The sequence below is a fragment of the Acinetobacter sp. A1-4-2 genome, assembly GCF_040233925.1.
Taxonomy (GTDB): Bacteria; Pseudomonadota; Gammaproteobacteria; order Pseudomonadales; family Moraxellaceae; genus Acinetobacter.
Map to the genome: position 1 here is coordinate 682,733 of NZ_CP157981.1, position 20,752 is coordinate 703,484.

Annotated in this window: 27 protein-coding genes and 1 pseudogene; 19 read left to right on the plus strand and 9 right to left on the minus strand. The window is 41.2% G+C overall.

The annotated features are described in order from the left end of the window. Positions 1 to 136: 136 nt before the first annotated feature. On the plus strand, positions 137 to 853 hold the full coding sequence (locus ABJ384_RS03300) for a GNAT family protein (RefSeq protein WP_349928821.1): 717 nt from the start codon (positions 137 to 139) through the stop codon (positions 851 to 853). Positions 854 to 864: 11 nt separating this feature from the next. On the opposite strand, the gene ABJ384_RS03305 is transcribed toward ABJ384_RS03300, so the two are convergent. The 3 genes from ABJ384_RS03305 to ABJ384_RS03315 all read right to left on the minus strand — a co-directional run bounded on the left by ABJ384_RS03305 (position 865) and on the right by ABJ384_RS03315 (position 2,573). Continuing rightward, positions 865 to 1,152, minus strand: a complete 288-nt coding sequence (locus ABJ384_RS03305; RefSeq protein WP_349928823.1) for a hypothetical protein — start codon at positions 1,150 to 1,152, stop codon at positions 865 to 867. A gap of 56 nt (positions 1,153 to 1,208) precedes the next feature. Continuing rightward, the gene (locus ABJ384_RS03310) at positions 1,209 to 1,826 is read right to left on the minus strand and encodes an L-threonylcarbamoyladenylate synthase (protein WP_086196072.1); all 618 of its coding nucleotides are present in this window, start codon (positions 1,824 to 1,826) and stop codon (positions 1,209 to 1,211) included. 84 nt (positions 1,827 to 1,910) lie between these two features. Then, positions 1,911 to 2,573, minus strand: a complete 663-nt coding sequence (locus ABJ384_RS03315) for an elongation factor P hydroxylase (RefSeq protein ID WP_349928825.1) — start codon at positions 2,571 to 2,573, stop codon at positions 1,911 to 1,913. 97 nt (positions 2,574 to 2,670) lie between these two features. Between ABJ384_RS03315 and ABJ384_RS03320 the strand changes: the two genes are divergently transcribed. From ABJ384_RS03320 to lysM, 6 genes are all read left to right on the plus strand, one after another. Then, positions 2,671 to 3,228, plus strand: coding sequence for a DUF177 domain-containing protein (locus tag ABJ384_RS03320; protein WP_086196070.1), 558 nt, complete (start codon positions 2,671 to 2,673; stop codon positions 3,226 to 3,228). 77 nt (positions 3,229 to 3,305) lie between these two features. Further along, entirely contained in the window at positions 3,306 to 3,488 is a 183-nt protein-coding gene (gene rpmF, locus ABJ384_RS03325; protein WP_004279227.1) for a 50S ribosomal protein L32, read from the plus strand. A gap of 205 nt (positions 3,489 to 3,693) precedes the next feature. Then, positions 3,694 to 4,680 carry an ACP S-malonyltransferase gene (gene fabD, locus ABJ384_RS03330; RefSeq protein WP_349928827.1) on the plus strand — a complete coding sequence of 329 codons (987 nt, stop codon included), beginning with the start codon at positions 3,694 to 3,696 and terminating at the stop codon, positions 4,678 to 4,680. Next, positions 4,677 to 5,411 carry a 3-oxoacyl-ACP reductase FabG gene (gene fabG, locus ABJ384_RS03335; RefSeq protein ID WP_166171102.1) on the plus strand — a complete coding sequence of 245 codons (735 nt, stop codon included), beginning with the start codon at positions 4,677 to 4,679 and terminating at the stop codon, positions 5,409 to 5,411. Before fabD ends, fabG begins: the two co-directional genes overlap by 4 nt. An 83-nt stretch (positions 5,412 to 5,494) precedes the next feature. Next, positions 5,495 to 5,731, plus strand: a complete 237-nt coding sequence (gene acpP, locus ABJ384_RS03340) for an acyl carrier protein (RefSeq protein ID WP_004651013.1) — start codon at positions 5,495 to 5,497, stop codon at positions 5,729 to 5,731. A 186-nt stretch (positions 5,732 to 5,917) separates the two neighbouring features. After that, positions 5,918 to 6,400 (plus strand): peptidoglycan-binding protein LysM, encoded by a 483-nt coding sequence (gene lysM / locus ABJ384_RS03345; RefSeq protein ID WP_349928829.1) that lies wholly within the window; start codon positions 5,918 to 5,920, stop codon positions 6,398 to 6,400. A gap of 242 nt (positions 6,401 to 6,642) precedes the next feature. On the opposite strand, the gene ABJ384_RS03350 is transcribed toward lysM, so the two are convergent. Then, on the minus strand, positions 6,643 to 7,038 hold the full coding sequence (locus ABJ384_RS03350; RefSeq protein ID WP_349928830.1) for a hypothetical protein: 396 nt from the start codon (positions 7,036 to 7,038) through the stop codon (positions 6,643 to 6,645). A gap of 429 nt (positions 7,039 to 7,467) precedes the next feature. Between ABJ384_RS03350 and rutD the strand changes: the two genes are divergently transcribed. The 8 genes from rutD (at position 7,468) to ABJ384_RS03390 (ending at position 14,448) form a co-directional block, all read left to right on the plus strand. Next, the gene (gene rutD, locus ABJ384_RS03355; protein WP_349928832.1) at positions 7,468 to 8,280 is read left to right on the plus strand and encodes a pyrimidine utilization protein D; all 813 of its coding nucleotides are present in this window, start codon (positions 7,468 to 7,470) and stop codon (positions 8,278 to 8,280) included. A 368-nt stretch (positions 8,281 to 8,648) separates the two neighbouring features. Then, positions 8,649 to 9,764 carry a pyrimidine utilization protein A gene (gene rutA, locus ABJ384_RS03360; protein WP_349928833.1) on the plus strand — a complete coding sequence of 372 codons (1,116 nt, stop codon included), beginning with the start codon at positions 8,649 to 8,651 and terminating at the stop codon, positions 9,762 to 9,764. Further along, positions 9,761 to 10,519, plus strand: coding sequence for a pyrimidine utilization protein B (gene rutB / locus ABJ384_RS03365; RefSeq protein ID WP_349928835.1), 759 nt, complete (start codon positions 9,761 to 9,763; stop codon positions 10,517 to 10,519). The genes rutA and rutB overlap by 4 nt, the downstream gene beginning before the upstream one ends. A 20-nt stretch (positions 10,520 to 10,539) precedes the next feature. Continuing rightward, positions 10,540 to 10,920, plus strand: a complete 381-nt coding sequence (gene rutC / locus ABJ384_RS03370) for a pyrimidine utilization protein C (RefSeq protein ID WP_349928837.1) — start codon at positions 10,540 to 10,542, stop codon at positions 10,918 to 10,920. 173 nt (positions 10,921 to 11,093) lie between these two features. Then, entirely contained in the window at positions 11,094 to 11,603 is a 510-nt protein-coding gene (gene rutF, locus ABJ384_RS03375) for an NADH-dependent FMN reductase RutF (RefSeq protein WP_349929698.1), read from the plus strand. Between the two features lie 34 nt (positions 11,604 to 11,637). After that, the gene (gene rutG / locus ABJ384_RS03380; protein WP_349928839.1) at positions 11,638 to 13,008 is read left to right on the plus strand and encodes a pyrimidine utilization transport protein G; all 1,371 of its coding nucleotides are present in this window, start codon (positions 11,638 to 11,640) and stop codon (positions 13,006 to 13,008) included. After that, positions 13,005 to 13,877, plus strand: coding sequence for an NAD(P)-dependent oxidoreductase (locus ABJ384_RS03385; RefSeq protein ID WP_349928840.1), 873 nt, complete (start codon positions 13,005 to 13,007; stop codon positions 13,875 to 13,877). Before rutG ends, ABJ384_RS03385 begins: the two co-directional genes overlap by 4 nt. 157 nt (positions 13,878 to 14,034) lie before the next feature. Then, positions 14,035 to 14,448 carry a TM2 domain-containing protein gene (locus tag ABJ384_RS03390; RefSeq protein WP_349928842.1) on the plus strand — a complete coding sequence of 138 codons (414 nt, stop codon included), beginning with the start codon at positions 14,035 to 14,037 and terminating at the stop codon, positions 14,446 to 14,448. A 54-nt stretch (positions 14,449 to 14,502) separates the two neighbouring features. Here the strand turns inward: ABJ384_RS03390 and ABJ384_RS03395 are convergent, their stop codons facing one another. Together ABJ384_RS03395 and ABJ384_RS03400 are read right to left on the minus strand one after the other, a co-directional pair. After that, positions 14,503 to 15,108, minus strand: coding sequence for a DUF805 domain-containing protein (locus ABJ384_RS03395; RefSeq protein WP_349928843.1), 606 nt, complete (start codon positions 15,106 to 15,108; stop codon positions 14,503 to 14,505). A gap of 171 nt (positions 15,109 to 15,279) precedes the next feature. Continuing rightward, positions 15,280 to 15,513 (minus strand): annotated as a pseudogene (locus ABJ384_RS03400) (DUF2188 domain-containing protein). A 225-nt stretch (positions 15,514 to 15,738) separates the two neighbouring features. Here ABJ384_RS03400 and ABJ384_RS03405 point away from each other — a divergent pair. From ABJ384_RS03405 to ABJ384_RS03420, 4 genes are all read left to right on the plus strand, one after another. Continuing rightward, positions 15,739 to 16,122 carry a hypothetical protein gene (locus tag ABJ384_RS03405; RefSeq protein ID WP_349928845.1) on the plus strand — a complete coding sequence of 128 codons (384 nt, stop codon included), beginning with the start codon at positions 15,739 to 15,741 and terminating at the stop codon, positions 16,120 to 16,122. A gap of 400 nt (positions 16,123 to 16,522) precedes the next feature. Further along, positions 16,523 to 17,670 (plus strand): IS3 family transposase gene (locus tag ABJ384_RS03410; RefSeq protein ID WP_349927412.1). Its coding sequence is split into 2 segments (ribosomal slippage): positions 16,523 to 16,769 and positions 16,769 to 17,670, totalling 1,149 coding nucleotides; the frame shifts between segments, so codons are not numbered across the junction. 33 nt (positions 17,671 to 17,703) lie between these two features. After that, positions 17,704 to 18,102, plus strand: coding sequence for an ATP-binding domain-containing protein (locus ABJ384_RS03415; protein WP_349929699.1), 399 nt, complete (start codon positions 17,704 to 17,706; stop codon positions 18,100 to 18,102). A 1-nt stretch (position 18,103) separates the two neighbouring features. Then, positions 18,104 to 18,823 (plus strand): DUF2290 domain-containing protein, encoded by a 720-nt coding sequence (locus ABJ384_RS03420; protein WP_349928846.1) that lies wholly within the window; start codon positions 18,104 to 18,106, stop codon positions 18,821 to 18,823. Between the two features lie 151 nt (positions 18,824 to 18,974). Here ABJ384_RS03420 and ABJ384_RS03425 read toward each other — a convergent pair whose 3' ends face one another. The 3 genes from ABJ384_RS03425 to ABJ384_RS03435 form a co-directional block, all read right to left on the minus strand. After that, positions 18,975 to 20,258 carry a ribonucleotide-diphosphate reductase subunit beta gene (locus ABJ384_RS03425; protein WP_086196045.1) on the minus strand — a complete coding sequence of 428 codons (1,284 nt, stop codon included), beginning with the start codon at positions 20,256 to 20,258 and terminating at the stop codon, positions 18,975 to 18,977. A 137-nt stretch (positions 20,259 to 20,395) separates the two neighbouring features. After that, the gene (locus tag ABJ384_RS03430) at positions 20,396 to 20,527 is read right to left on the minus strand and encodes a preprotein translocase subunit YajC (RefSeq protein WP_349928848.1); all 132 of its coding nucleotides are present in this window, start codon (positions 20,525 to 20,527) and stop codon (positions 20,396 to 20,398) included. A gap of 59 nt (positions 20,528 to 20,586) precedes the next feature. After that, the gene (locus ABJ384_RS03435) at positions 20,587 to 20,715 is read right to left on the minus strand and encodes a hypothetical protein (RefSeq protein WP_261183115.1); all 129 of its coding nucleotides are present in this window, start codon (positions 20,713 to 20,715) and stop codon (positions 20,587 to 20,589) included. Between the last annotated feature and the right edge of the window lie 37 nt (positions 20,716 to 20,752).

The following is a 20,752-nucleotide window of genomic DNA, read 5'->3' on the forward strand; positions in this document are numbered from 1 at the left end:
TTTTGGATTTGTATGAAAAAATGGGGCATAGCAGTAGGCCCCATATTGTGAATAGAGTAAAAGAAGATTCTGAATATAGAATAAAGCAAAATTTTTCGGCAATATGAATGCCAATAAAAAAGAGATTCCCTGTGTCATGAAAGATCATGAAAAAGTACAAGAAAATGAATATGGGCAGTTTATTGGAGTTCCCGTATCTCATCCTTTGCCGACCCATTTTTTAGCTGAAACCCTTTATGGTAAATATGCCACCCTGCATGTCTTATCTTCAGCAGCCATGAGTGAAGATCAGCTGAAGCAAGTTTGGCAATGTGTAAATGGCGAGGTTGATCGCAGCTGCTGGACTTATTTACCTTATTCGGGTTTTGAAAATGCAGCAGAATTGCAAACTGCACTTGAAAATAATTTTAATTTCAAAAATTCAATCCATTATCTGGTTGAAGCCAATCATGCAATTGTGGGATGGGTAGGCTTGCTGAACCAGCGTTCTGCCGATCATGTTATTGAAATCGGAAATGTTTATTTTTCACATCAACTGAAACAGTCTACGGCATCGACAGAAGTTATCTATTTATTATTAAAGGCGTGTTTTGAACAGGGCTTTCGCCGTGTGGAATGGAAGTGTGATGACTTAAATCTGCCCTCTAAACGCGCAGCCTTGCGCTTTGGCTTTCATTATGAAGGCACTTTTCGCCAAGACCGTATTACCAAAGGTCGTAACCGCAATACCGCCTGGTTTTCAATTCTGGATCAAGAGTGGCCTGAACTGGAAAAAGCCTATCTGGCCTGGTTAAAGGCAGATAATTTTGATCAGAATGGGCAACAAAAAATGCGCTTGCGTGATGTTCTTTAACTTTACTGTGCTTAATGATCTGTTGCGGTGGATGTCGATAACTTGAGCGCGAATTCGATGATCTGTTGCGCACTGTCTCGGATGCATAAATTTTGAGTTTGATCGAGGCTGGATAATTTGTGAATAACGGCAACTTCCAGGAAAAATGCATAGGTGTTGTCGATCATCGCAGAAGGGGTTTGCTCAGCATCTGCCTTCATAATTTTGACTTTAGACTCAAGTGTCCAGGGCATTTCCGCATAAATACGGCTATTTGCCTCAAAATCATGATAGTTGAGCAGCACATAAAACAGATCCATTCTAGCGCTACTCCTTGATCCTGATTATTCCCTTTAATATTTTATCTTAACCGTGCTTATTCAAACGCGCTGACATCACCCATACCGCGACGGATCACTTCAGGATTGTCACCGGATAAATCTACAACACTGGTGGTGCTTAAGGTGCCGAATCCGCTATCAATAAATACATCAATACGCTTTTCCAGCTGTTGCTCAATGTCATAAGGGTCATCTAAAGGTTCGTCCTGACCAGGAAGAATCAGGGTGCTGGTTAACAATGGCTCACCCAATTCCTTAAGCAACATTTGGCACACACGGTTGCTTGGTACGCGCAAACCAATGGTTTTCTTTTTTGGATGCATCAGTCGTTTAGGGACTTCACTGGTCGCCGGCAGAATAAAGGTGGTGATTGCCGGTGTATTGTTTTTTAGCAGACGATACATGGCATTGTCGACTTTGGCATAGGTCGCAATATCAGACAGATCACAACAAAGAATGGCATATTGATGCTTTGGACCGAGACCACGAATCTGGGCAATGCGTTCCATGGCATTTTTATTTCCGATCTGGCACCCAATGGCATAGGCAGCATCGGTCGGGTAAACAACCACATCACCGGCACGAATACGTTCTACCGCTTGGCTGATCAAACGTGGTTGAGGATTATCAGGATGTATTCTTAAATGCAGCATATTTATTCTCCCCTGACTTGCTATTAGTCATTATCTGTTGAATTTACAAAGTCTTGCAATCAGGCTTTGATGATTTTGTGTAAATTAATCCAGCATGTCACGTTGAAACTCGTCACTTTGTAATGTTTTGCCACCCCGGGTACAGGCACAGATACAGGCAATAAAATGTGCAGCATCACGCGGCAACTTGGCTTCACCGGAAAAATAACGTTGTACTTGAGCAAAGACATTATCTTTAAAGGTGCTGCCGTCACCGCCGTCACCGGTCAGGTTATCCAGAGATACACGGAATTTACGACCAAAAGCTTGTGCAAACATCCATTCAATCGCTTGAGGCTTGATTTCGACCTGCTCAAATAAAGCCTGCTGTTCTGCTGTGCGACCATCTGGGGCATACCAGTAACCCAGGTCGGGGAGCAAGCGTCTTTGCTCACCCGCAATGGTCCAGTGACTGATTTCATGCAAGGCACTATTAAAGAAACCATGGGCAAATTGAATGCGGGCAGGCGCATCTTCGGTTGCCGGAAAATATTCAGGTTCAAAATCGCCTTTGATCAAACACACATTTAAGTGGGAAAACCAGTGATTAAAGTGTAGTATAAGCCAATCAACTTGTTGAACTTCAGTTTGTAAACTGGCCCAGGGTGAGCGTTGCACAGGGTCGATAGAAACAGCAGAACTTGAGGTTGAATAAGTGGTTAACTGTAATGAAGTGGTGACTTCAGGTTGCGGCTGCAACTGATGCATGACTTGTATTACCCAATTGATCTGTCTAAATAAGTACAAAATTGTATCTTAATCTTTGACAGAGTACCGATGAATTTGTAGAATTGCCGCCTTAATTATGTCAGCAAATACCTTTCCGGCACAGATTGAGCCGTTTAAATGGGCTGAACAGGGCTTTACATGGTCAGGTACACTGCCATTGTCTCGCTTTGTTCGTATTTCCCGTGAAGCTGTTGGATCAATTGATGATCAATTGATTAACATAGACTGTAAGCTATCAATGGATGCGTATCATCGTATCGTATGGTTAGATGGTCATGTTGAAACGAAAGTACCAATGGAATGTCAGCGTTGTCTGAATCCCGTTGAAATTTCTCTCGTTTCAGACTTTCATTTAGCGCTTGTGGATGATGAATCACTGATAGAGCGCTTGGATGAGGATGCTGATTTCATCGTCTTAGGTGAGAGTGAAGCAACGACAAAAGGCAGCTATGATGCGCCTGCGACGGCTGATTTACTTTCTCTGATAGAAGATGAATTGTTATTGTTGTTGCCTTTGTCTCCTAAGCATGACGTTTGTGAGCATAAGCATCAACCTGCCATTGATGACATTGTCGAAGAAAAACGGGATAACCCGTTTGGTGTTTTGGCAAGTTTGAAGGGTAAACTTAACTAATTTTTGTGTTATACTGTTAAGTATAAGACAACTGAATTTGTTCTGATCCATTTTTTCGATCTTTGTAAGGAGCCATCATGGCCGTTCAGCAAAACCGTAAAAGTCGCTCTCGCCGTGACATGCGCCGTTCACATGACGCTTTAACCGAGAATGCATTAACTGTAGACCAAGCTACTGGCGAGACTCACCGTCGTCACCACGTATCTAAAGATGGTATCTACCGTGGTCGCCAATTATTCGCTAAAGCATCTGCTGAATAATTGATGATGTATTAAGCGTCAAGCTTAGTAGAAAAAATGGGAGCGTTAAGCTCCCTTTTTTTATGGCGTCTTTTTGTTGTATTTGGCAATTACCAAAACAAAAATTAAGTGTTAAATTCCGTTCCGTAAATAAGCTTACATAAGTGTATGTTGGTTATTTAACCGATTGTTGAATAACAATATCACTTCATTACAGGATTTTTTTATGTCTGCTAAACAACTCGAGCAAGTTGCTCAAGCAACGAAAACAGCATTTGTATTTCCGGGTCAAGGCTCACAAAAAGTCGGTATGCTCGCAGAATTGGCTGAACAGTTTAGTAGCGTGACAGAAACTTTTGCAGAAGCATCGGCAGCTGTGGGTTTTGACCTCTGGCACATTGCACAAAGCGGCGAAGGTTTAAATCAGACTGAATTTACCCAGCCGGTACTGCTCACCGCAAGTATTGCACTTTGGCGTGTGTGGCTAGAGTTGGGTGGAGTGGCGCCAAAATATCTTGCAGGACACTCACTGGGTGAATACAGCGCATTGGTTGCTGCCGGAGCGATGTCACTGGGTGATGCGGTTAAGCTGGTGAATTTGCGCGGCAAATTAATGCAAGATGCAGTACCACAGGGTCAAGGTGCAATGGCGGCTATTCTGGGTCTGGATGATGCCAAAGTGATTGAATTATGCGAACAGGTCAATATTCAGGGGCGTGGTTCAGTAGAAGCTGCCAACTATAATGCTCAGGGCCAAGTGGTGATTGCAGGTGATAAGACCATGGTCGAAGCGGTCATGGAGTTGGCAAAAGAAAATGGCGGTAAAGCCATTGCCTTACCTGTTTCTGTTCCATCGCACTGTTCGCTGATGAAACCGGCGGCTGACAAATTTGCACAAGCTTTGGAACATACTGCCATTGAGCTGCCTAGCCTTCCTGTAATACAAAATGTCAACGCGGAAATCGCGACAGATGTAGCAGGATTACGTCAGGCATTGACTGCACAATTGTATCAATCTGTGCAATGGACCAAGACCATGCAGTTCCTTCAAGATCAAGGAGTGCAGTATGTGGTTGAATGTGGTCCGGGTAATGTATTGGCTAACCTTGCGAAGCGTTTACCAAATATCGAAAAAGCATTCCCACTCGATAGTAACAGTCGTATGGAAGATGCGCTAAACGCCATTTTAGTGGCTGAAGGAAAAATTGCATGACACAGGAACGCAAAGTCGCATTAGTGACAGGCGCGAGCAGAGGGATTGGTGCAGCCATCGCTCAGCAATTGATTCAAGACGGTTATTTTGTAGTGGGAACCGCCACTTCAGAAGCGGGCGCAGAAAAATTATCTGCAAGTTTTGCTGAAAATGGTGCTGGTGCAGTACTGGATGTACGTGATGCGGCAGCCATTGATGCACTAGTTACAGATATTGAACAAAAATATGGTCCAGTTCTTGTATTAGTGAATAATGCCGGTATTACCAAAGATAATTTGTTACTGCGTATGTCTGAAGATGATTGGGACGATATTCTCAATATTCATTTGAAGGCCGTATACCGTCTGTCTAAGCGTGTCTTAAAGGGCATGACTAAAGCACGTTTTGGCCGCATTATTAATATCAGTTCTGTTGTAGCACACTTTGCAAACCCGGGGCAGGCCAACTATTCTGCTGCCAAAGCAGGCATCGAAGCGTTTGGTCGAAGTCTTGCAAAAGAAATGGGCAGCCGCCAAATTACCGTGAATGCTGTGGCACCTGGCTTTATTGCAACAGAAATGACGGATCAATTAAGCGAAGACATTCGTAAAAAAATGAGTGATCAAGTGGCATTAAACCGTTTAGGTGATCCACAAGATATCGCAAATGCCGTGAGTTTTTTAGCAAGCGATAAAGCAAGCTATATCACTGGTACTGTTTTACATGTAAATGGCGGTTTATACATGAGCTAAGCTCAAGTATAAACTTTGCAAAAATTATATATTCAATTAAACTAACGGCATTAAAAACGCCACAAGCAATGAGGAGAATTCCTGTGAGCGATATCGAACTACGTATCAAACAAGCGGTTGCAGAACAACTTGGTCTTAAAGCTGAAGAAATCAAAAACGAAGCGTCTTTCATGGATGACTTAGGTGCTGACTCTTTGGACTTAGTTGAGCTTGTTATGTCTTTCGAAAATGATTTTGACATCACTATCCCTGATGAAGATTCTAACGAAATCACAACTGTTCAATCAGCTATTGACTATGTTTCTAAGAAACTAGGTTAATTGTTGTTTCAGCTTTGCTGAATATAAAAAAGCCACCTTTAGGTGGCTTTTTTATTTACTCATCAAAATGATAATTACATATCTTTACGGTTGCTGGACCAAAGACAACCTTTCTGTGAATAAATTTTATGTATAAAAAAAGGGCGCTATTTCAAATCGCATAAATAATAATGATGGAGAAATACGATGGGTCTTTTTGATTTTGTAAAAGGTATTGGTAAAAAAAATACGGCACCAGCAGAACCTCAGTCAGCTCCGGCAGCTTCAACTCCTCCAGCAGAACCTTCTGCACAAGAAATCGCAAACAAGCTTCTGGGGCATATTAAAGCTTTAGGCTTGCCAGTGACTGGTTTATCGGTGAGTTATAACAGCAGCAGCGATCTGGCGACCATTAAAGGGCAGGTACAAAATCAGGCCGACCGCGAAAAAATTGTCCTGGCTGTAGGGAATGTCGATCATGTGGCTAAAGTAGATGACCAAATGACAGTGCTAACACCTGCTCCGGAAAGTAAATTCTATACAGTTAAATCGGGTGATACCTTGTCCAAAATTTCAAAAGAATATTATGGTGACGCCAATCAATACAACAAAATATTTGAGGCTAACAGTCCCTTGTTAAAAGATGCTGATGATATTTTTCCCGGGCAGGTACTGCGTATCCCGACTTAAGCAGAACCTGATAAAAGAGCGCCGAGAGCGCTTTTTTATCGAAGCTTGTGCTGTAATTTCTGTCTGGCAAGTTGTGCTCTACCTAAAAAAAATTTAGGTTCTAAATCATAGTGTTGCGCCAAAATCTGAATCAGTTTTTTTCGGTTGTCTTTATCGAACATATTAAGATCAATATGTGTCATTTTATATTGCTTGCGAAATTCAGGTTTTAAAATAAAGCCGAGACTACTCACTTTCCACTGTTATTCTTGGCTGAATGCTTTTGCTGTGATGGGCTTATATATACGATACCTTGAGCTGTGAGAGGAGTAAAGCTGGGTCTTTAAAAGCCTGTTGCGCTGTACCAGATTCCTTAACTTTATTCCAAAACTTTGTATGGATATGCTTTGGCGGGTGACGACCAATTTCATATTGATTGCAATCAATGTCAGCATGATGAAGAGTGCCATCATCAACCAACCCGGCATGGATTGATGCAATAAGTATTGAATCAGGCTACTGAAATCTTGAATCATATTGAAGTTGCTGAGGGAGTGCTGCGCTAAAACAATAAATATGGCAGGCATAAAGATTAACCCAATTAAATAACGGGGCAGATAACGGCATTGAAATAGAGGATATTCAGTAGGTATGTCCATTCATCATCACCTTTCAAGCAAAGTAGAGATAGGGCCATGATGGCTATTTTTTTTCGCAATGACTGCTGTATGAGGGGAAACAGGTATTGCATGAGTGCTATAAATTTTCCTCCACTTAAGTTGCGTTTAAATTTTTAATCCTTGTTTTAGCAAGTTATTTTCTGGTATCTATTTTTGTGTTTATCTATTTTAAGTGTTTGAGTTTACTTGGGTTTATCTATTTTTGTTGTAGATTTGAGTATGAAAGTAAATCCTGTTATTCAATTTTTAAAGCCAAATTATTCTTTTATTTATTTTGCATAAAATTTTACTTTTTCTATGAGCCCTGCAAGCCAAGGTTTCCAAGAATCATACAGGCTGAATTGATATAATTTTTCAGGCATAAAACTTGCTGTTTATTTTTTAAATTATTTGAATGAATAGTAAAAAATGAACTATCAAATTCATCCATGCACAGAAAATTCGGCCGCCGATTTTTTAATTTTTTCTTCCGGTTTGGGTGGGCATGGCAGTTTCTGGCGCCCTCAAATTGATGCATTCACCCGATATTTTCATGTTTTGACGTATGATCAGGAGGGCTGTCATACGGATTCAGCAATTTTGCCTGATGATTACAACATTATCGATCTGGCCCAGCAGTTACTGCAAATTATCAGGCAAGAAAAAATTCGGCATTTTCATTTTGTGGGACATGCAATTGGCAGTTTTATTGGTGCAGAGCTGGCGTTATTGCTCAATTCATCTGAGCTGAGAGTGCTCAGCCTGACTTGTATCAATTGCTGGGATGAACTCGATCCACATACGCAAAAATGCTTTGAAGCACGGATTCATTTATTAAAGTCAGCGGGTTCTGATGCTTATGTCAGGGCGCAGGGACTGTTTTTATATCCACCAGGCTGGATTTCAAAACATCATCAGCATTTAAAGACTTTGGAGGATATTCAACTCGCGGATTTTCCGCCGCCGCAAAATGTACTCAAGCGAATTCGGGCAGCACAGCAATTTAAAATTAATGAGCAGCATATACAGGCCTTGCAACACAGTCAGTTGCATTTGATTGCCAATCAGGATGACTTTTTGGTTCCTGTACACAAATCGAGTGATTTAAAGCAGCGGCTTGGACATGGATGTTTAAGTATTCTTGCAACCGGAGCCCATGCTTCCACGCAAACAGAACCTGAATTACTGAACAAAACCATGCTTGAATTTTTGCATAAACACTCTTTGCAAGTAACGTCTTGAGTAAATGAAACTGGCTTGTTAATAAAATTAGCAACGGATTTCTCGATAATTTCTTATCCTCCTAGCTCGCCGTGATTGTTTAAAATCACGGTTTTTTTTATCCATTTTATTAAAGACAGCTTGAATATAAGGTAAATTGAATTTGACGGTTTTTTCAAACCGTGCATTTTTTTGGAGCCATGGTGGCTAATAAAGGTGCATTTGTTTAACTGTTTATTTTACTATTTGTTAAAATAAAATAATTACAAATATATGATAATTAATAATTAAATTTATTTGGCATAGCATTTTCTAAATACTTGTTATAAAAATCAGGTTGATTGCCTGAAGTGTATTTATAACCAAATGGTAAAAAATAGGTATCGAAAATGAAAATAGGCGTCTTTTGTCCAATCGGGAATAATGGCTGGTTGCTCTCGGAAAATGCACCACAATATAAACCGAGTTTTGAAATGAATAAGCAGATTGTACAGCGTGCAGAGCATTATGGATTCGACTTTGCACTTTCCATGATCAAGCTGCGCGGCTTTGGCGGGAAAACTGAATTTTGGGATCATAACCTCGAAACATTTACCTTAATGGCAGGCCTTGCTGCGGTGACCAGCAAAATTAAAATTTATGCTACTGCGGCAACTTTGGTGATGCCGCCTGCGATTGTAGCCCGTATGGCATCGACCATTGACTCCATTTCCAATGGACGTTTCGGTCTGAATGTGGTGACTGGCTGGCAAGCACCAGAATATAAACAGATGGGTATGTGGCCGGGCGATGAATACTTCGCAAAACGTTATGACTATTTATCTGAATATGTGGAAATTTTACGTGAACTTTGGGCAACCGGAAAATCGGACTTTAAGGGTGAGCATTTCCAAATGGAGGATTGCCGGGTCAGTCCGTTACCGCAAGCAGATATGAAAATCATTTGTGCAGGGCAATCTGATACTGGACTGGAATTCTCGGCCAAATATGCAGACTATAACTTTGTTTTTGGTAAAGGTTTAAATACACCAACAGCTTATGCAGATATCAATGATCGCTTAAAGGCACATACAGACAAAACCGGCCGCGATGTACAAACCTATGTGCTGTTTATGCTGATTGCCGCAGAAACCGATGCAGAAGCTTTTGCAAAATGGCAAAGCTACAACGATGGGGCAGATGTCGAAGCGATTAACTGGCTTATGAACCAAGGTGGTAAAGATACCAAATCCGGTGCCGATACCAATATTCGCCAAATGGCATCTAGTGTATCTCCAGTCAATATCAACATGGGAATCATTGTCGGCTCTTTTGAAAACGTTGCAAAAATGCTGGATGAAATTGGTGAAATCGACGGAACCGAAGGCATTCTTTTAACCTTCGATGATTTTATTCAAGGCGTAGAAGATTTCGGGCAAAAAATTCAACCGTTAATGAAATGTCGTGAGCATATTGTCATTGAGGCTGATGTGACTCAAATCCCAACTTTGGAGAAATCAGCATGACAAATGAATCCTTGGAAAATGTGGTCTGTACAGGATTTACCCAAGCTGCAGGTACTGGAAAAGTGTTAAAGGCTAAACCTGAAGCGATCCAACTGGCGCCTGAGCAAACTGCTTTAATTGTGATTGACATGCAGAATGCCTATACCTCCAAAGGTGGCTATTTGGATTTAGCCGGTTTTGATGTGTCTAAAACCAAGTCGGTGGTGGAGAACATCAAAAAAGCAGTTGATGCAGCGCATGCATCAAACATTCAGGTGATTTATTTTAAAAATGGCTGGGATGATCAGTATGTGGAAGCGGGTGGAGTGAATTCTCCCAATTTCCATAAATCCAATGCCTTAAAAACCATGCGCAAAAACCCTCAACTACAAGGAAAATTACTGGCCAAAGGCGGTTGGGATTTTGAACTGATTGATGAACTCAAACCTTTGGCTCAAGACATCGTCATTGAAAAACCACGTTATAGCGGTTTCTTTAATACGGCGCTAGACAGCATGCTGCGCAGCAAAGGCATTCGGAATCTGGTGTTTGTCGGCATTGCCACCAATGTCTGTGTCGAATCGACTTTAAGAGACGGCTTCTTTCTGGAATATTTCGGCGTGGCGCTGGCAGATGCCTGTTATCAGGCCGGTCCGGCGGAAGCGCATGCAGCAAGCCTGTATAACATTAAAACCTTCTTTGGCTGGGTATCCGATACGCAGAATTTCGTCGAAACGTTTCAATCCAAATCACACATCTTAGAAAAATCAGCTTAAGTCGCTAAAGGGGAAAACACATGCCTAAAGAAATTATTTTACCCGCAGGTACAGGAAAACCATTGGCACCGTACGTACCGGCAACCAAAGCGGACAATATTGTGTACGTTTCCGGCACTTTAGCGTTTGATGAACATAACAATGTGGTGCATGTCGGCGATGCGGCAGCACAGACCCGTCATATTCTGGAAACCATCAAGAAAGTGATTGAAACGGCCGGTGGCACAATGGATGACGTAACCTTTAATCATGTATTCGTCAAGGACTGGGCGGATTATGCGGCAATCAATAGCGTGTATGCCGAATATTTTCCGGGGGATAAACCGGCACGTTACTGCGTACAAACAGGACTGGTCAAACCCGATGCGCTGGTGGAAATCGCTTCGGTTGCCCATGTATAAATTACTTATTTTTCTACCCAAGCATCAAGCTGATTGGGTAATTAAAAACAGCAACACTGAAATTTGCATTGTATGATCAATAGCGGATTTCAGTGATGGAGAAGGTGATGAACAGTAAACTGATGTCCGTTCCATCTGGAAAAGATTTATTACAACATGCCCAAAGTTTTAAAATGGCTGATGATGAAGCACATACAGAAATTGATCAGGCAACTTTTAGACAAGGCATGAGTAATTTGGGTGCCGCTGTGAATGTGATTACCACCGATGGTGCAGCAGGTCAGGCAGGGTTTACCGCTTCGGCTGTATGTAGTGTCACCGATAGCCCACCGACATTACTGGTCTGTTTGAACCGTTCAGCATCTGTATTTGAAACTTTTAAGCGTAATCAGGTACTTTGTGTAAATACCTTGGCGGCTCATCAAAAAGACTTATCCAATGCTTTTGGTGGCAAAACACCTATGGCAGAACGATTCTTGCGTGGAATATGGTCAACCCTAATCACACAGGCACCAGTTTTAGAAGATGCCTTGGTTTCATTTGACTGTGAAGTGGTGCAGAGCATGTCGGTAGGTAGTCACGACGTTCTGATTTGTCAGGTCAAGGCCATGAAACAGAATCAGGGCGGTAATGCATTAATGTATTTCAACCGTAGTTATTGTGAGCCGCAACCAATGAATTGATTCAATATTCCTAATTTAAGGGGAGGGGAAACCCATGCAAAAAAAAGAATCATGGTTTCCGAAATTTAAGCCTTATCAAGGCAATCTAGATGTAATGCCTGTACAGGTCGATGAATATTTGCCTGCTGGCAAAAGTATGGTTTTGGGTTTGCAACATGCTTTTGCAATGTTTGGCGCAACAGTGCTCGCACCTTTGCTGATGGGCTTTGATCCAAATCTGACGATCTTTATTACCGGGATTGGCACCATTTTATTTTTCCTGATAACCGGCGGACGGATGCCGAGTTATCTGGGATCAAGTTTTGCGTTTATTGGCGCAGTGGCTGCGGCAACGGGCTATGCGGGTGCAGGTTCCAATCCGAATATCGGATTGGCGTTGGGTGGAACCATGGCTTGTGGGTTGGTTTATGCGGCGATAGGCTTGGTTGTGATGAAAACCGGAACCGGCTGGATTGAAAAGCTGATGCCACCGATTGTGACCGGTGCGATTGTGATGATTATTGGTCTGAATTTGGCGCCAGTCACCATCAAGAGCGTGTCCACCAATAGTTTTGATACCTGGATGGCTGTGGTCACTATTATCTGTATTAGTGTTGTCGCCGTGTTTACCCGCGGTATGGTGCGCCGTCTGCTATTGTTGATTGGTTTGTGCAGTTCTTATCTGGTGTATTTCCTGCTGGCCAATGTCATGGGTTTGGGCAAGCCGATTGATTTCTCCATCATTTCCAATGCTGCCTGGTTTGGTCTGCCAACTTTCCAAACACCGGTCTTTAATGCCAATGCGATGTTATTGATTGCACCTGTTGCTATTATTCTGGTCGCAGAAAATCTGGGACACTTTAAAGCCGTTTCAGCCATGACCGGTAAAAACCTGTCACCGTATATGGGCCGTGCATTTTTTGCAGATGGGGTATGTACCACCATGTCGGCTTCGGTGGGTGGCACAGGCATGACCACTTATGCGGAAAATATTGGCGTCATGGCCGTCACTAAAGTTTACTCAACCACTATTTTTGTTGTGGCGGGACTGTTTGCCATTTTGCTGGGTTTGTCACCAAAGTTTGGTGCGGTAATCAGTACCATTCCTGTGGCATTGTTGGGTGGTGCATCAATTGTGGTGTTTGGCCTGATTACCGTAGCCGGTGCCAAAATCTGGGTCGATAACAAAATCGATTTCACCAAAAACAGCAGCTTAATTATTGCAGCCGTCAGCCTGATTATGGGTGCAGGGAACTTTAGTCTGCATATCGGTTCATTTGATTTGGGCGGTATTGGTACAGCCACTTTGGCGGCGATTGTGCTGAACCTGTTTTTGAGTCGTGGCGAAGAAAAACAAGGTTCAGTCAGCCTCGATAGCGAAAATTCAGTAACACCTGTGGTTATAACCAATAGGAGTATATTTTGAGCCATACAATTGCATTTATTGGACTAGGGGCAATGGGATGGCATATGGCCTCCCACCTTCCTCAACTGGGACATGAAGTCTGGGTCTGGAATAGGACCGGATCCAAGGCGGATCAACATGCCGAAACTTTTCAAACCCAATCCGTAAAGATTGAAAAGGCGGTACAGGCCGATTTTATTTTCTCCTGTTTGCCGACAAGTGCTGATGTTGAGCAGTTGATTGCAGCACATCCTCCCAAGTCAGGCAGTATCTGGATAGATTGCACCAGTGGTGTGCCACAATCGGCGCAGAATTTAATGCAAAGCTTGAAAAAACTCGGTGTTGCATATCTGGATGCACCGGTTTCAGGGCAAACCATCGGTGCGGAAAAAGGCACTTTAACTGTAATGGTAGGTGGTGATGTCGATGCATTTGAAAAAGTTAAACCCATCATTGCCGCCTTTTCTGGTCTGATTGAATATGTAGGAGAGAGTGGTTCGGGCTTTGCGGTCAAAGCCATTAACAATACCTTAATGGCAACGCATTTATGGGCTTTGGCTGAAGGCTTAACCGTGCTGAAGTCGAAAGGCGTCAATTTATCTGCGGCTTTGAACTGTATCAATCATTCCAGCGGTAAAAGCAGCATGTCGGAAAATATTATGGCACAGCGAGTGCTGAATCGCAGTTTTGATAAAACCTTTGCTTTAGACTTGTTGCAGAAAGACATTGGCATTGCGATTGATCTCATTCAGGAACAATCGCTACAGCTTCCGAGCATGCAGTTAATCCAAAATCAATTTACCCGAATTCAAAAAGAGCAGGCCAGTACCTTGGACTTTTCTGCTGCAGTGCAGAGCCTTGAACAAATCAATCAGATCGAATTGCGATAAGTATTTTTAATAGATGAAATTATGCATCCATGACCCAGGCGAGCAAAGTCTGGGGCTTTTGCATATTTTTAGCATAAGGGATGAGTTGATAATTATTTTAAATTTAATCAAATGCACTTACTATTCAAAGTGAATATAAAGAAAAACAAGGAAATATATGAAAGGTCAGATATTGGATTTTTCTATTCAAAATAATAGTGGGATGATTAGTGGTGATGACCAGAACCGCTATCACTTTACTGGGGTAAGCTGGCGTGGGCAGATTCCACCTGCCAGAGGTCAGAAAGTCGATTTTACTGTGGATGGAACCGGTCAGGCCAACGACATTTATGTCCTGAGTTCAGCCTTTGCATTTACCAATCAGGTGGGTGAGAAAAACAGGATTGTGGCTGCAGGTTTAGCTTTTTTCCTTGGTGGCTTTGGTATTCATAAATTTTATTTGGGGCAAATCGGCTGGGGCATTGTTTATCTGATTTTCTGCTGGACATTCATTCCTGCGCTTGTCGCTTTCATTGAGTTTATCATTTACTTATGTACTTCAGATGAAGATTTTGCCCGTAAATATGGTTGATGGATGGTGAATTTCAGATAAGAGAAAAGGGCGATATCGCCCTTTTTGATCTGTTTATTTAGCAGGTTGTCCCCACTGATTGTTTTCCCGTTTTGTATCTGAAGCCCACCAGATAATGAGAGGAATAATACCAATAATGGTCAGCACAAGAAGTTGCCACCAACCTGATCGATTTGTGTCATGTAAACGGCGGGCACCTACGGCTAGACTTGGCAGGAATAATGCCAAATTTAATAGTCCATTCAGCATTTTGTCGGTACCGAGTATGGCATCAATCATTTGTACAATAATGCCCAAAATGAAAGAAACCAGCATAAAAAACCAAAATTCCTTACGTCGTGCACGTCCATCAAAGGTGACATAATTTTTCAGACATTTTACAAACCAGTCAATCATATTAAATTGTTCTTCAGATTGATTCTGGTTTGAAATTCTATCCAGTTGTTCAGACAGGTTCTGAACGGTGCTGTTGCGGTTGAGGGCAATATAGATCTGCGAGGCATTACCGGCATAGTCAACCGCAAAATCGACATGTTCGCCAGGTGAAGGCGGGCGCTGTCCTCGCCATTCCGCACCAGTAAAATTATAGCGGTTCTGGTCATCACCACTGATAATGCCTGTATTGCTTTGGATTGAAAAATCCAGAATTGTTCCTTTCATTATTAGCCTCTATTTTTGTAGTATGCGTTATAAATTTAGTATCATCATAGCAGAATGGTTTAAAAATTAAACTAATTAATTATTATTAAGTCTATGTATTTATATTGTTTTTTATAATATATTTATCTTTTGATAAAAAATCCCGCTATTGAAGCGGGATCTAGAATCGGATTATTTTGTATCTTTCGGTGGATAAGAATCATTACCATAACTGTTACCGGAACGTATTTGTCCATTTGTACCATGAATTTTTGTGTCAGACCCTTGATTACGAGCAATGCTTTCAGCAATTTTAATTGCTTCAGCTTGGGTAGATGTTACTTTAGTTGCTTTGCTATTGCCGGCACCTTTAACAGCCTATCCATTAGAATGTGGGACGACATGTTGATTTTTACCTTTACTCATTTTTATTCACCATTATTTTTATTCGTATAAAAAAGCGGAACCTAATGATTCCGCTTTCGTCACACGACTCATCCTTTGTCATTATCGAATACATAAATTCAAACACTTATAAATTCTTGCGACATATAATGACAATAAACAATGACGCAACCTATGTCATTTTTGGGATAACACGACACAACCTATGTCAATTTTTGAAAATGTGTTTTCAAGAAGGAGTAAAATATGATCCCATTGCAAGAATTCCACTTTTATTTAACTACCGCAAAAAATCAGCCATTCGCTATTATGACTGAAATTAAGAAAGCCGATAGTGGTCAATTTAGTGCATGGACTGGGATGCCACAAGAATTACCAACAGATATTATTGTAGATATAAGTCAATCACCTCTATCATCAGAAATGCATGATACAGCTCTTAATGCTTTTGAGGCTTTATTCGCTAATATTGTAAAATATGCCGAAAAATATAATTATAACTTTACCAAAATTAATAATCCTTGTAACTGCGAGCTTTTATCAGTTGAAAAACAGAAAAATTTATTAAGTCAATTTAATATTGATGCAGAAGTAACAGTTAATAATCCTCCATCACTTACAGCGCCATAATTTTATATTAATTTATATAAAGAGAGTTGAATGCAAGTAAAGACAGGGAGATGGGCCATACCAATATAGTTCATACGAGAAAGCCAGAGAGGATGTCTGGCTTTTTTATTGTCTATATTTCAGATGTGTAGTAGGGAAGAATATGACCATAAAAAATCATCGTCGGCTATTTCATAGATTAATACTATGATTCCCCAAATAACAACTTACCGATCCACCAAATAGACTGGCCAAAATTTGAAATAAGTTGTTCACCTTGTCTAAGATAAGACCTATTTTCATCAATTCCAGCTAGCTTCAAAGCATCTCCAATCTTAGAACTCGTCTGATGTGCATTGAATAGCCACCGATTTTGTAGACACCTTTTAGTTAGATAAAATGGCTAATTAACGAGGTGCTTATGAGCAGTAAACGATATCCTGAAGAATTCAAAATTGAAGCAGTAAAACAAGTCACTGAGAAAGGTCATAGTGTGACCGAAGTTGCTGCACGTTTAGGAACCACCACACATAGTTTATATGCCTGGATTAAACGTTATGATCCACAGCAACCCAAGACAACAGAATCTACTGATCCAAGTGCAGAATTGGCAAAGTTAAAAAAAGAGCTGCAAAGGGTCACTGAAGAAAGAGACATATTAAAAAAGGCCGCGGTGTACTTCGCAAGCCAGTCCAAATGAGGTACGCCTTTATTCAGGACAATCAGCACATATGGCCTGTCCGTCGTTTATGTTCAGCTCTGGATGTTCATCACAGTGGTTATTACGCATGGTTAAAGCAACCCACCAGTAAAACTGCGAGGAAACGGCAACAGCTTTCAGGATTGATTAAACAGTTCTGGCTGGAATCTGGTGGTATCTACGGCTATCGCAAGATTCACTGTGATTTAAAAGATGTTGGTGAAAGTTGCGGGATTAATCGAGTACATCGGCTCATGAAGGCGAATGGTCTCAAATCACAGCGTGGCTATCGTAAACCTAGAGCTCACGCTGGTAATCCAGCTATCGTTGCCGCAAACACTTTAGACCGCCAATTTAATCCAACTTATCCCAACCAAATATGGGTGACAGATATTACCTATATCCGTACTCATGAAGGGTGGCTATATCTCGCAGTTGTGATTGACCTGTTTTCACGTCTTGTTGTTGGCTGGTCGATGAAATCCAGAATCACGACAGACCTGGTTTTAGATGCATTATTGATGGCTTTATGGCGAAGAAACCCAAAGAACAAAGTCCTAATCCATTCTGACCAAGGCAGCCAATACACCAGCCATGAATGGCAGACATTTCTCAAGCATCATAATCTTGAAAGTAGTATGAGTCGTAGAGGGAATTGCCATGACAATGCTGTTGCAGAAAGCTTCTTTCAGCTATTAAAGCGGGAACGAATTAAGAAGAAAATCTATGCATCAAGAACTGAAGCCAGATCGGATATTTTTGAATATATTGAGATGTTCTACAATTCAAAACGCAGACATGGTTCCAATGGTCAGCGTTCTCCATTAGATTATGAAAAGGCCCATCAAAAGATGGTTATGTGTGTCTAGAATTTTGGTGGCTATTCAATTGCTATTACTCACATTTATAGAGCTAAAGGGAATGAAGCAGCCATGGTTTATGTGATGAACTCTCACTATTATCAAAGTGGCTATGAGTTAGGTAAAAAGCGTAATTCATTATTCACAGCAATAACACGAACTAAAGCTTGGTTAAGGCTTTGTGGTATTGGTTCTTTAATGGATGATTTAATACAGGAATATAATCAATTACTGCAAAATAATTTTAAGTTGTCATTCACATATCCTAATATTCAGTCAATTGATGATTTAGAGCAAGCATATGGCGATAAGACAGATGACGAACGTAAAGAGTTGGAAAATAGTTTTAAGTCGATCAAGCAAATAAAAATAATGTTGGATAATGGAGAATTGACCATAGATGATGTTCCTGAAGATTTAAGAAGTATTTTTGGTGGTTAAAATGTCTATTAGACCAGATGCTATGGCTAACCATATTAATAAATTGTGTTTTGAATGGGAGAAAGCGGGTTTAGTATTATCTTCCAATAGCACCGTTGTTAAACAAAATGGTGAAGGGAGAAGTTTAGTAACTTGGAAAGAAGAAGGGGGAGCTCTTAAGAATAATGACTTCTCGACCTTGTCAGAATATTTAATGTTGCTGAAATACTCACAATATACGATGGTTTTATATGACGGCTCAATTTTACAGATTTCTTATAAAATAAAGAGAAATGAGATTATTGGACATCGACTATGTTGGTTTCCATCTCCTCTAGAAATTGATGAAGGGCAAAATGTCGAGGACATAATATATAAAATTCATGCATCATTAAGTTCTAATAGCAGTTTATTGGAAGAATACTTAACAAGCCCTGAACTTAATTCTGAGATCAATCTTAATAAATTCTATCATCGTAGCCCTATTCGTTTTGATTATGACAATATGCCTGATGAGAGGAAGGATAAACATCCTGATGTTCATTTGCATATTAGTATAGAAGATTGTCGAATTCCAGTAAAAGGGCCACTCTGTTTAAGAAGATTTATGGCTTTTATTGTAGAAAATTTTTATCCTCACTTACCCCTTGAAGGGAGTTTAGTGAACGATCTTCCAAGCTGGTTTTCAAATGATATGTTAACTGATCATCATAGGAGTAAATTCCATCTTCATAGTTTATAAGGATGGTCTTGTATCTCATAAATTTAATTTCTCTTTTAGAAAAAAAACCGCCATTAATGGCGGTTTTTTATGACAAACAATGCGTCGTCTTATGACAAACAATGTGTCGTTTTTGACAAACCTTGTGTCGCATGATGGCTTTTTATATTTCTTACCAGCTTAACGCACCGCCGGTCTGATAGTCCGTAACACGCGTCTCGAAGAAATTCTTCTCTTTACGCAAGTCCATCATTTCCGACATCCACTGGAATGGGTTATTCACACCAGCGAATTGTTCAGGCAAACCAAGTTGCGCTAAACGACGGTTACAGATGAACTTCAGGTATTCTTCCATCATCGCAGCATTCATGCCAAGTACACCGCGTGGCATGGTGTCACGTGCGTATTCGATTTCAAGCATGGTGCCTTCAAGAATCATCTGGATGATTTCTTCCTGGAATTCAGTCGTCCATAAACCTGGGTTTTCGATCTTGATCTGGTTGATCATATCGATACCGAAGTTCAGGTGCATAGACTCATCACGCAGGATGTACTGGAATTGCTCGGCAACACCGTTCATCTTGTTACGACGGCCCATAGACAAAATCTGGCTGAAACCACAGTAGAAGAAAATACCTTCAAGAACACAGTAGAACGCGATCAGGTTGCGAAGCAAAATCTGGTCGTTTTCAGGAGTACCAGTTTTGAACGTAGGGTCACTTAAAGACTGGGTATATTTCAGGCCCCAAGCGGCTTTACGCGCTACTGACGGTACTTCGCGGTACATGTTGAAGACTTCGCCTTCATCCATACCTAGCGACTCGATACAGTACTGATAAGCATGGGTGTGAATCGCTTCTTCAAATGCTTGACGTAAGATATACTGACGGCATTCAGGGTTGGTGATGTGACGGTAAATCGCCAGTACCAGGTTGTTTGCAACCAGTGAATCGGCAGTCGAGAAGAAACCGAGCGAACGCATCACGATGGTACGTTCATCTTCAGTTAAGCCATTTTCAGACTTCCAAAGCGCGATGTCGTGGTTCATGTTGACTTCTTGCGGCATCCAGTGGTTGGCACAACCGTCCAGATACTTTTGCCAAGCCCATTCGTATTTGAATGGAACCAGTTGGTTCAGGTCAGCACGACAGTTGATCATGGCTTTATCATCAACCTGTACACGCTGAGCGCCCATTTCAAGCTCTTCCAGACCTGGAGCAACATCAAGGTTCTCTAGGGAAGAAGATGCTCTTGCCAATGAATCGGTTGGATTTGATCCTCGGTTTTGAGTGGCTCTAAGGGGTTGTGCAGTTGCCACATGCGACGGTGCGTTGTGTGCATCAGATACCACCTGTGTATGAGCCGCTTTTTGCGGTTCGACGGGCGCAGACTTGTGTTCAGGTGCAGCCGGTTTTTGCGAATCATCTTCGAAATCGTCCCAACTTAGGATAGACATATCAATTCTCTCTTCGTTGCTTATATCCGTTATCTGACATCTCACAAACGAAGATGTCTACTATACGCTTAAATTGTGTAAGCAAAATTAAGTTTTGCCGATCACTGCTCTAATCTTGTTCGATAGGACAGATATCCTCACGACTTATTTTGCTTACGCTGCTGTTTACGAATGGCTAAAAACGCATAAACCATAGGCGTGTAAAAGAAAACAAAGGCAAACACCAGTACTGCAAGTCCTAACATGTAGTTATGGGTCATATGGAGCATGGTGGGTTCCTTTTACTTTTAGTTTGTGAATCCTAGTCGAAACTAGGATTCATGCTTAATCATTTTTTAGATGATTTTGCTGGCTTCACTGTTTCAACAACCGTGGTCTTTGGGTGCTTTTTAGCATATTCCAAAGTAACGTATTGACCAGTGATAGCACTTCGAGCCGCTTTTTGATTATTAGCCATGCTCAGTACTCCTTGATACAAAATCAAGATGACTCTT

Coding starts and splice junctions, on each gene's coding strand:
- fabG (WP_166171102.1), top strand. CDS start 4,677: ATGACACAGGAACGCAAAGTCGCATTAGTGACAGGCGCGAGCAGAGGG.
- rutG (WP_349928839.1), top strand. CDS start 11,638: ATGCAAAAAAAAGAATCATGGTTTCCGAAATTTAAGCCTTATCAAGGC.
- lysM (WP_349928829.1), top strand. CDS start 5,918: ATGGGTCTTTTTGATTTTGTAAAAGGTATTGGTAAAAAAAATACGGCA.
- rutD (WP_349928832.1), top strand. CDS start 7,468: ATGAACTATCAAATTCATCCATGCACAGAAAATTCGGCCGCCGATTTT.
- rutF (WP_349929698.1), top strand. CDS start 11,094: ATGGCTGATGATGAAGCACATACAGAAATTGATCAGGCAACTTTTAGA.
- rutA (WP_349928833.1), top strand. CDS start 8,649: ATGAAAATAGGCGTCTTTTGTCCAATCGGGAATAATGGCTGGTTGCTC.
- ABJ384_RS03435 (WP_261183115.1), bottom strand. CDS start 20,715: ATGGCTAATAATCAAAAAGCGGCTCGAAGTGCTATCACTGGTCAATAC.
- fabD (WP_349928827.1), top strand. CDS start 3,694: ATGTCTGCTAAACAACTCGAGCAAGTTGCTCAAGCAACGAAAACAGCA.
- rutC (WP_349928837.1), top strand. CDS start 10,540: ATGCCTAAAGAAATTATTTTACCCGCAGGTACAGGAAAACCATTGGCA.
- ABJ384_RS03395 (WP_349928843.1), bottom strand. CDS start 15,108: ATGAAAGGAACAATTCTGGATTTTTCAATCCAAAGCAATACAGGCATT.
- rutB (WP_349928835.1), top strand. CDS start 9,761: ATGACAAATGAATCCTTGGAAAATGTGGTCTGTACAGGATTTACCCAA.
- ABJ384_RS03390 (WP_349928842.1), top strand. CDS start 14,035: ATGAAAGGTCAGATATTGGATTTTTCTATTCAAAATAATAGTGGGATG.
- ABJ384_RS03315 (WP_349928825.1), bottom strand. CDS start 2,573: ATGCATCAGTTGCAGCCGCAACCTGAAGTCACCACTTCATTACAGTTA.
- ABJ384_RS03300 (WP_349928821.1), top strand. CDS start 137: ATGAAAGATCATGAAAAAGTACAAGAAAATGAATATGGGCAGTTTATT.
- ABJ384_RS03320 (WP_086196070.1), top strand. CDS start 2,671: ATGTCAGCAAATACCTTTCCGGCACAGATTGAGCCGTTTAAATGGGCT.
- ABJ384_RS03350 (WP_349928830.1), bottom strand. CDS start 7,038: ATGGACATACCTACTGAATATCCTCTATTTCAATGCCGTTATCTGCCC.
- ABJ384_RS03310 (WP_086196072.1), bottom strand. CDS start 1,826: ATGCTGCATTTAAGAATACATCCTGATAATCCTCAACCACGTTTGATC.
- ABJ384_RS03425 (WP_086196045.1), bottom strand. CDS start 20,258: ATGTCTATCCTAAGTTGGGACGATTTCGAAGATGATTCGCAAAAACCG.
- ABJ384_RS03430 (WP_349928848.1), bottom strand. CDS start 20,527: ATGCTCCATATGACCCATAACTACATGTTAGGACTTGCAGTACTGGTG.
- ABJ384_RS03405 (WP_349928845.1), top strand. CDS start 15,739: ATGATCCCATTGCAAGAATTCCACTTTTATTTAACTACCGCAAAAAAT.
- ABJ384_RS03420 (WP_349928846.1), top strand. CDS start 18,104: ATGTCTATTAGACCAGATGCTATGGCTAACCATATTAATAAATTGTGT.
- rpmF (WP_004279227.1), top strand. CDS start 3,306: ATGGCCGTTCAGCAAAACCGTAAAAGTCGCTCTCGCCGTGACATGCGC.
- ABJ384_RS03305 (WP_349928823.1), bottom strand. CDS start 1,152: ATGGATCTGTTTTATGTGCTGCTCAACTATCATGATTTTGAGGCAAAT.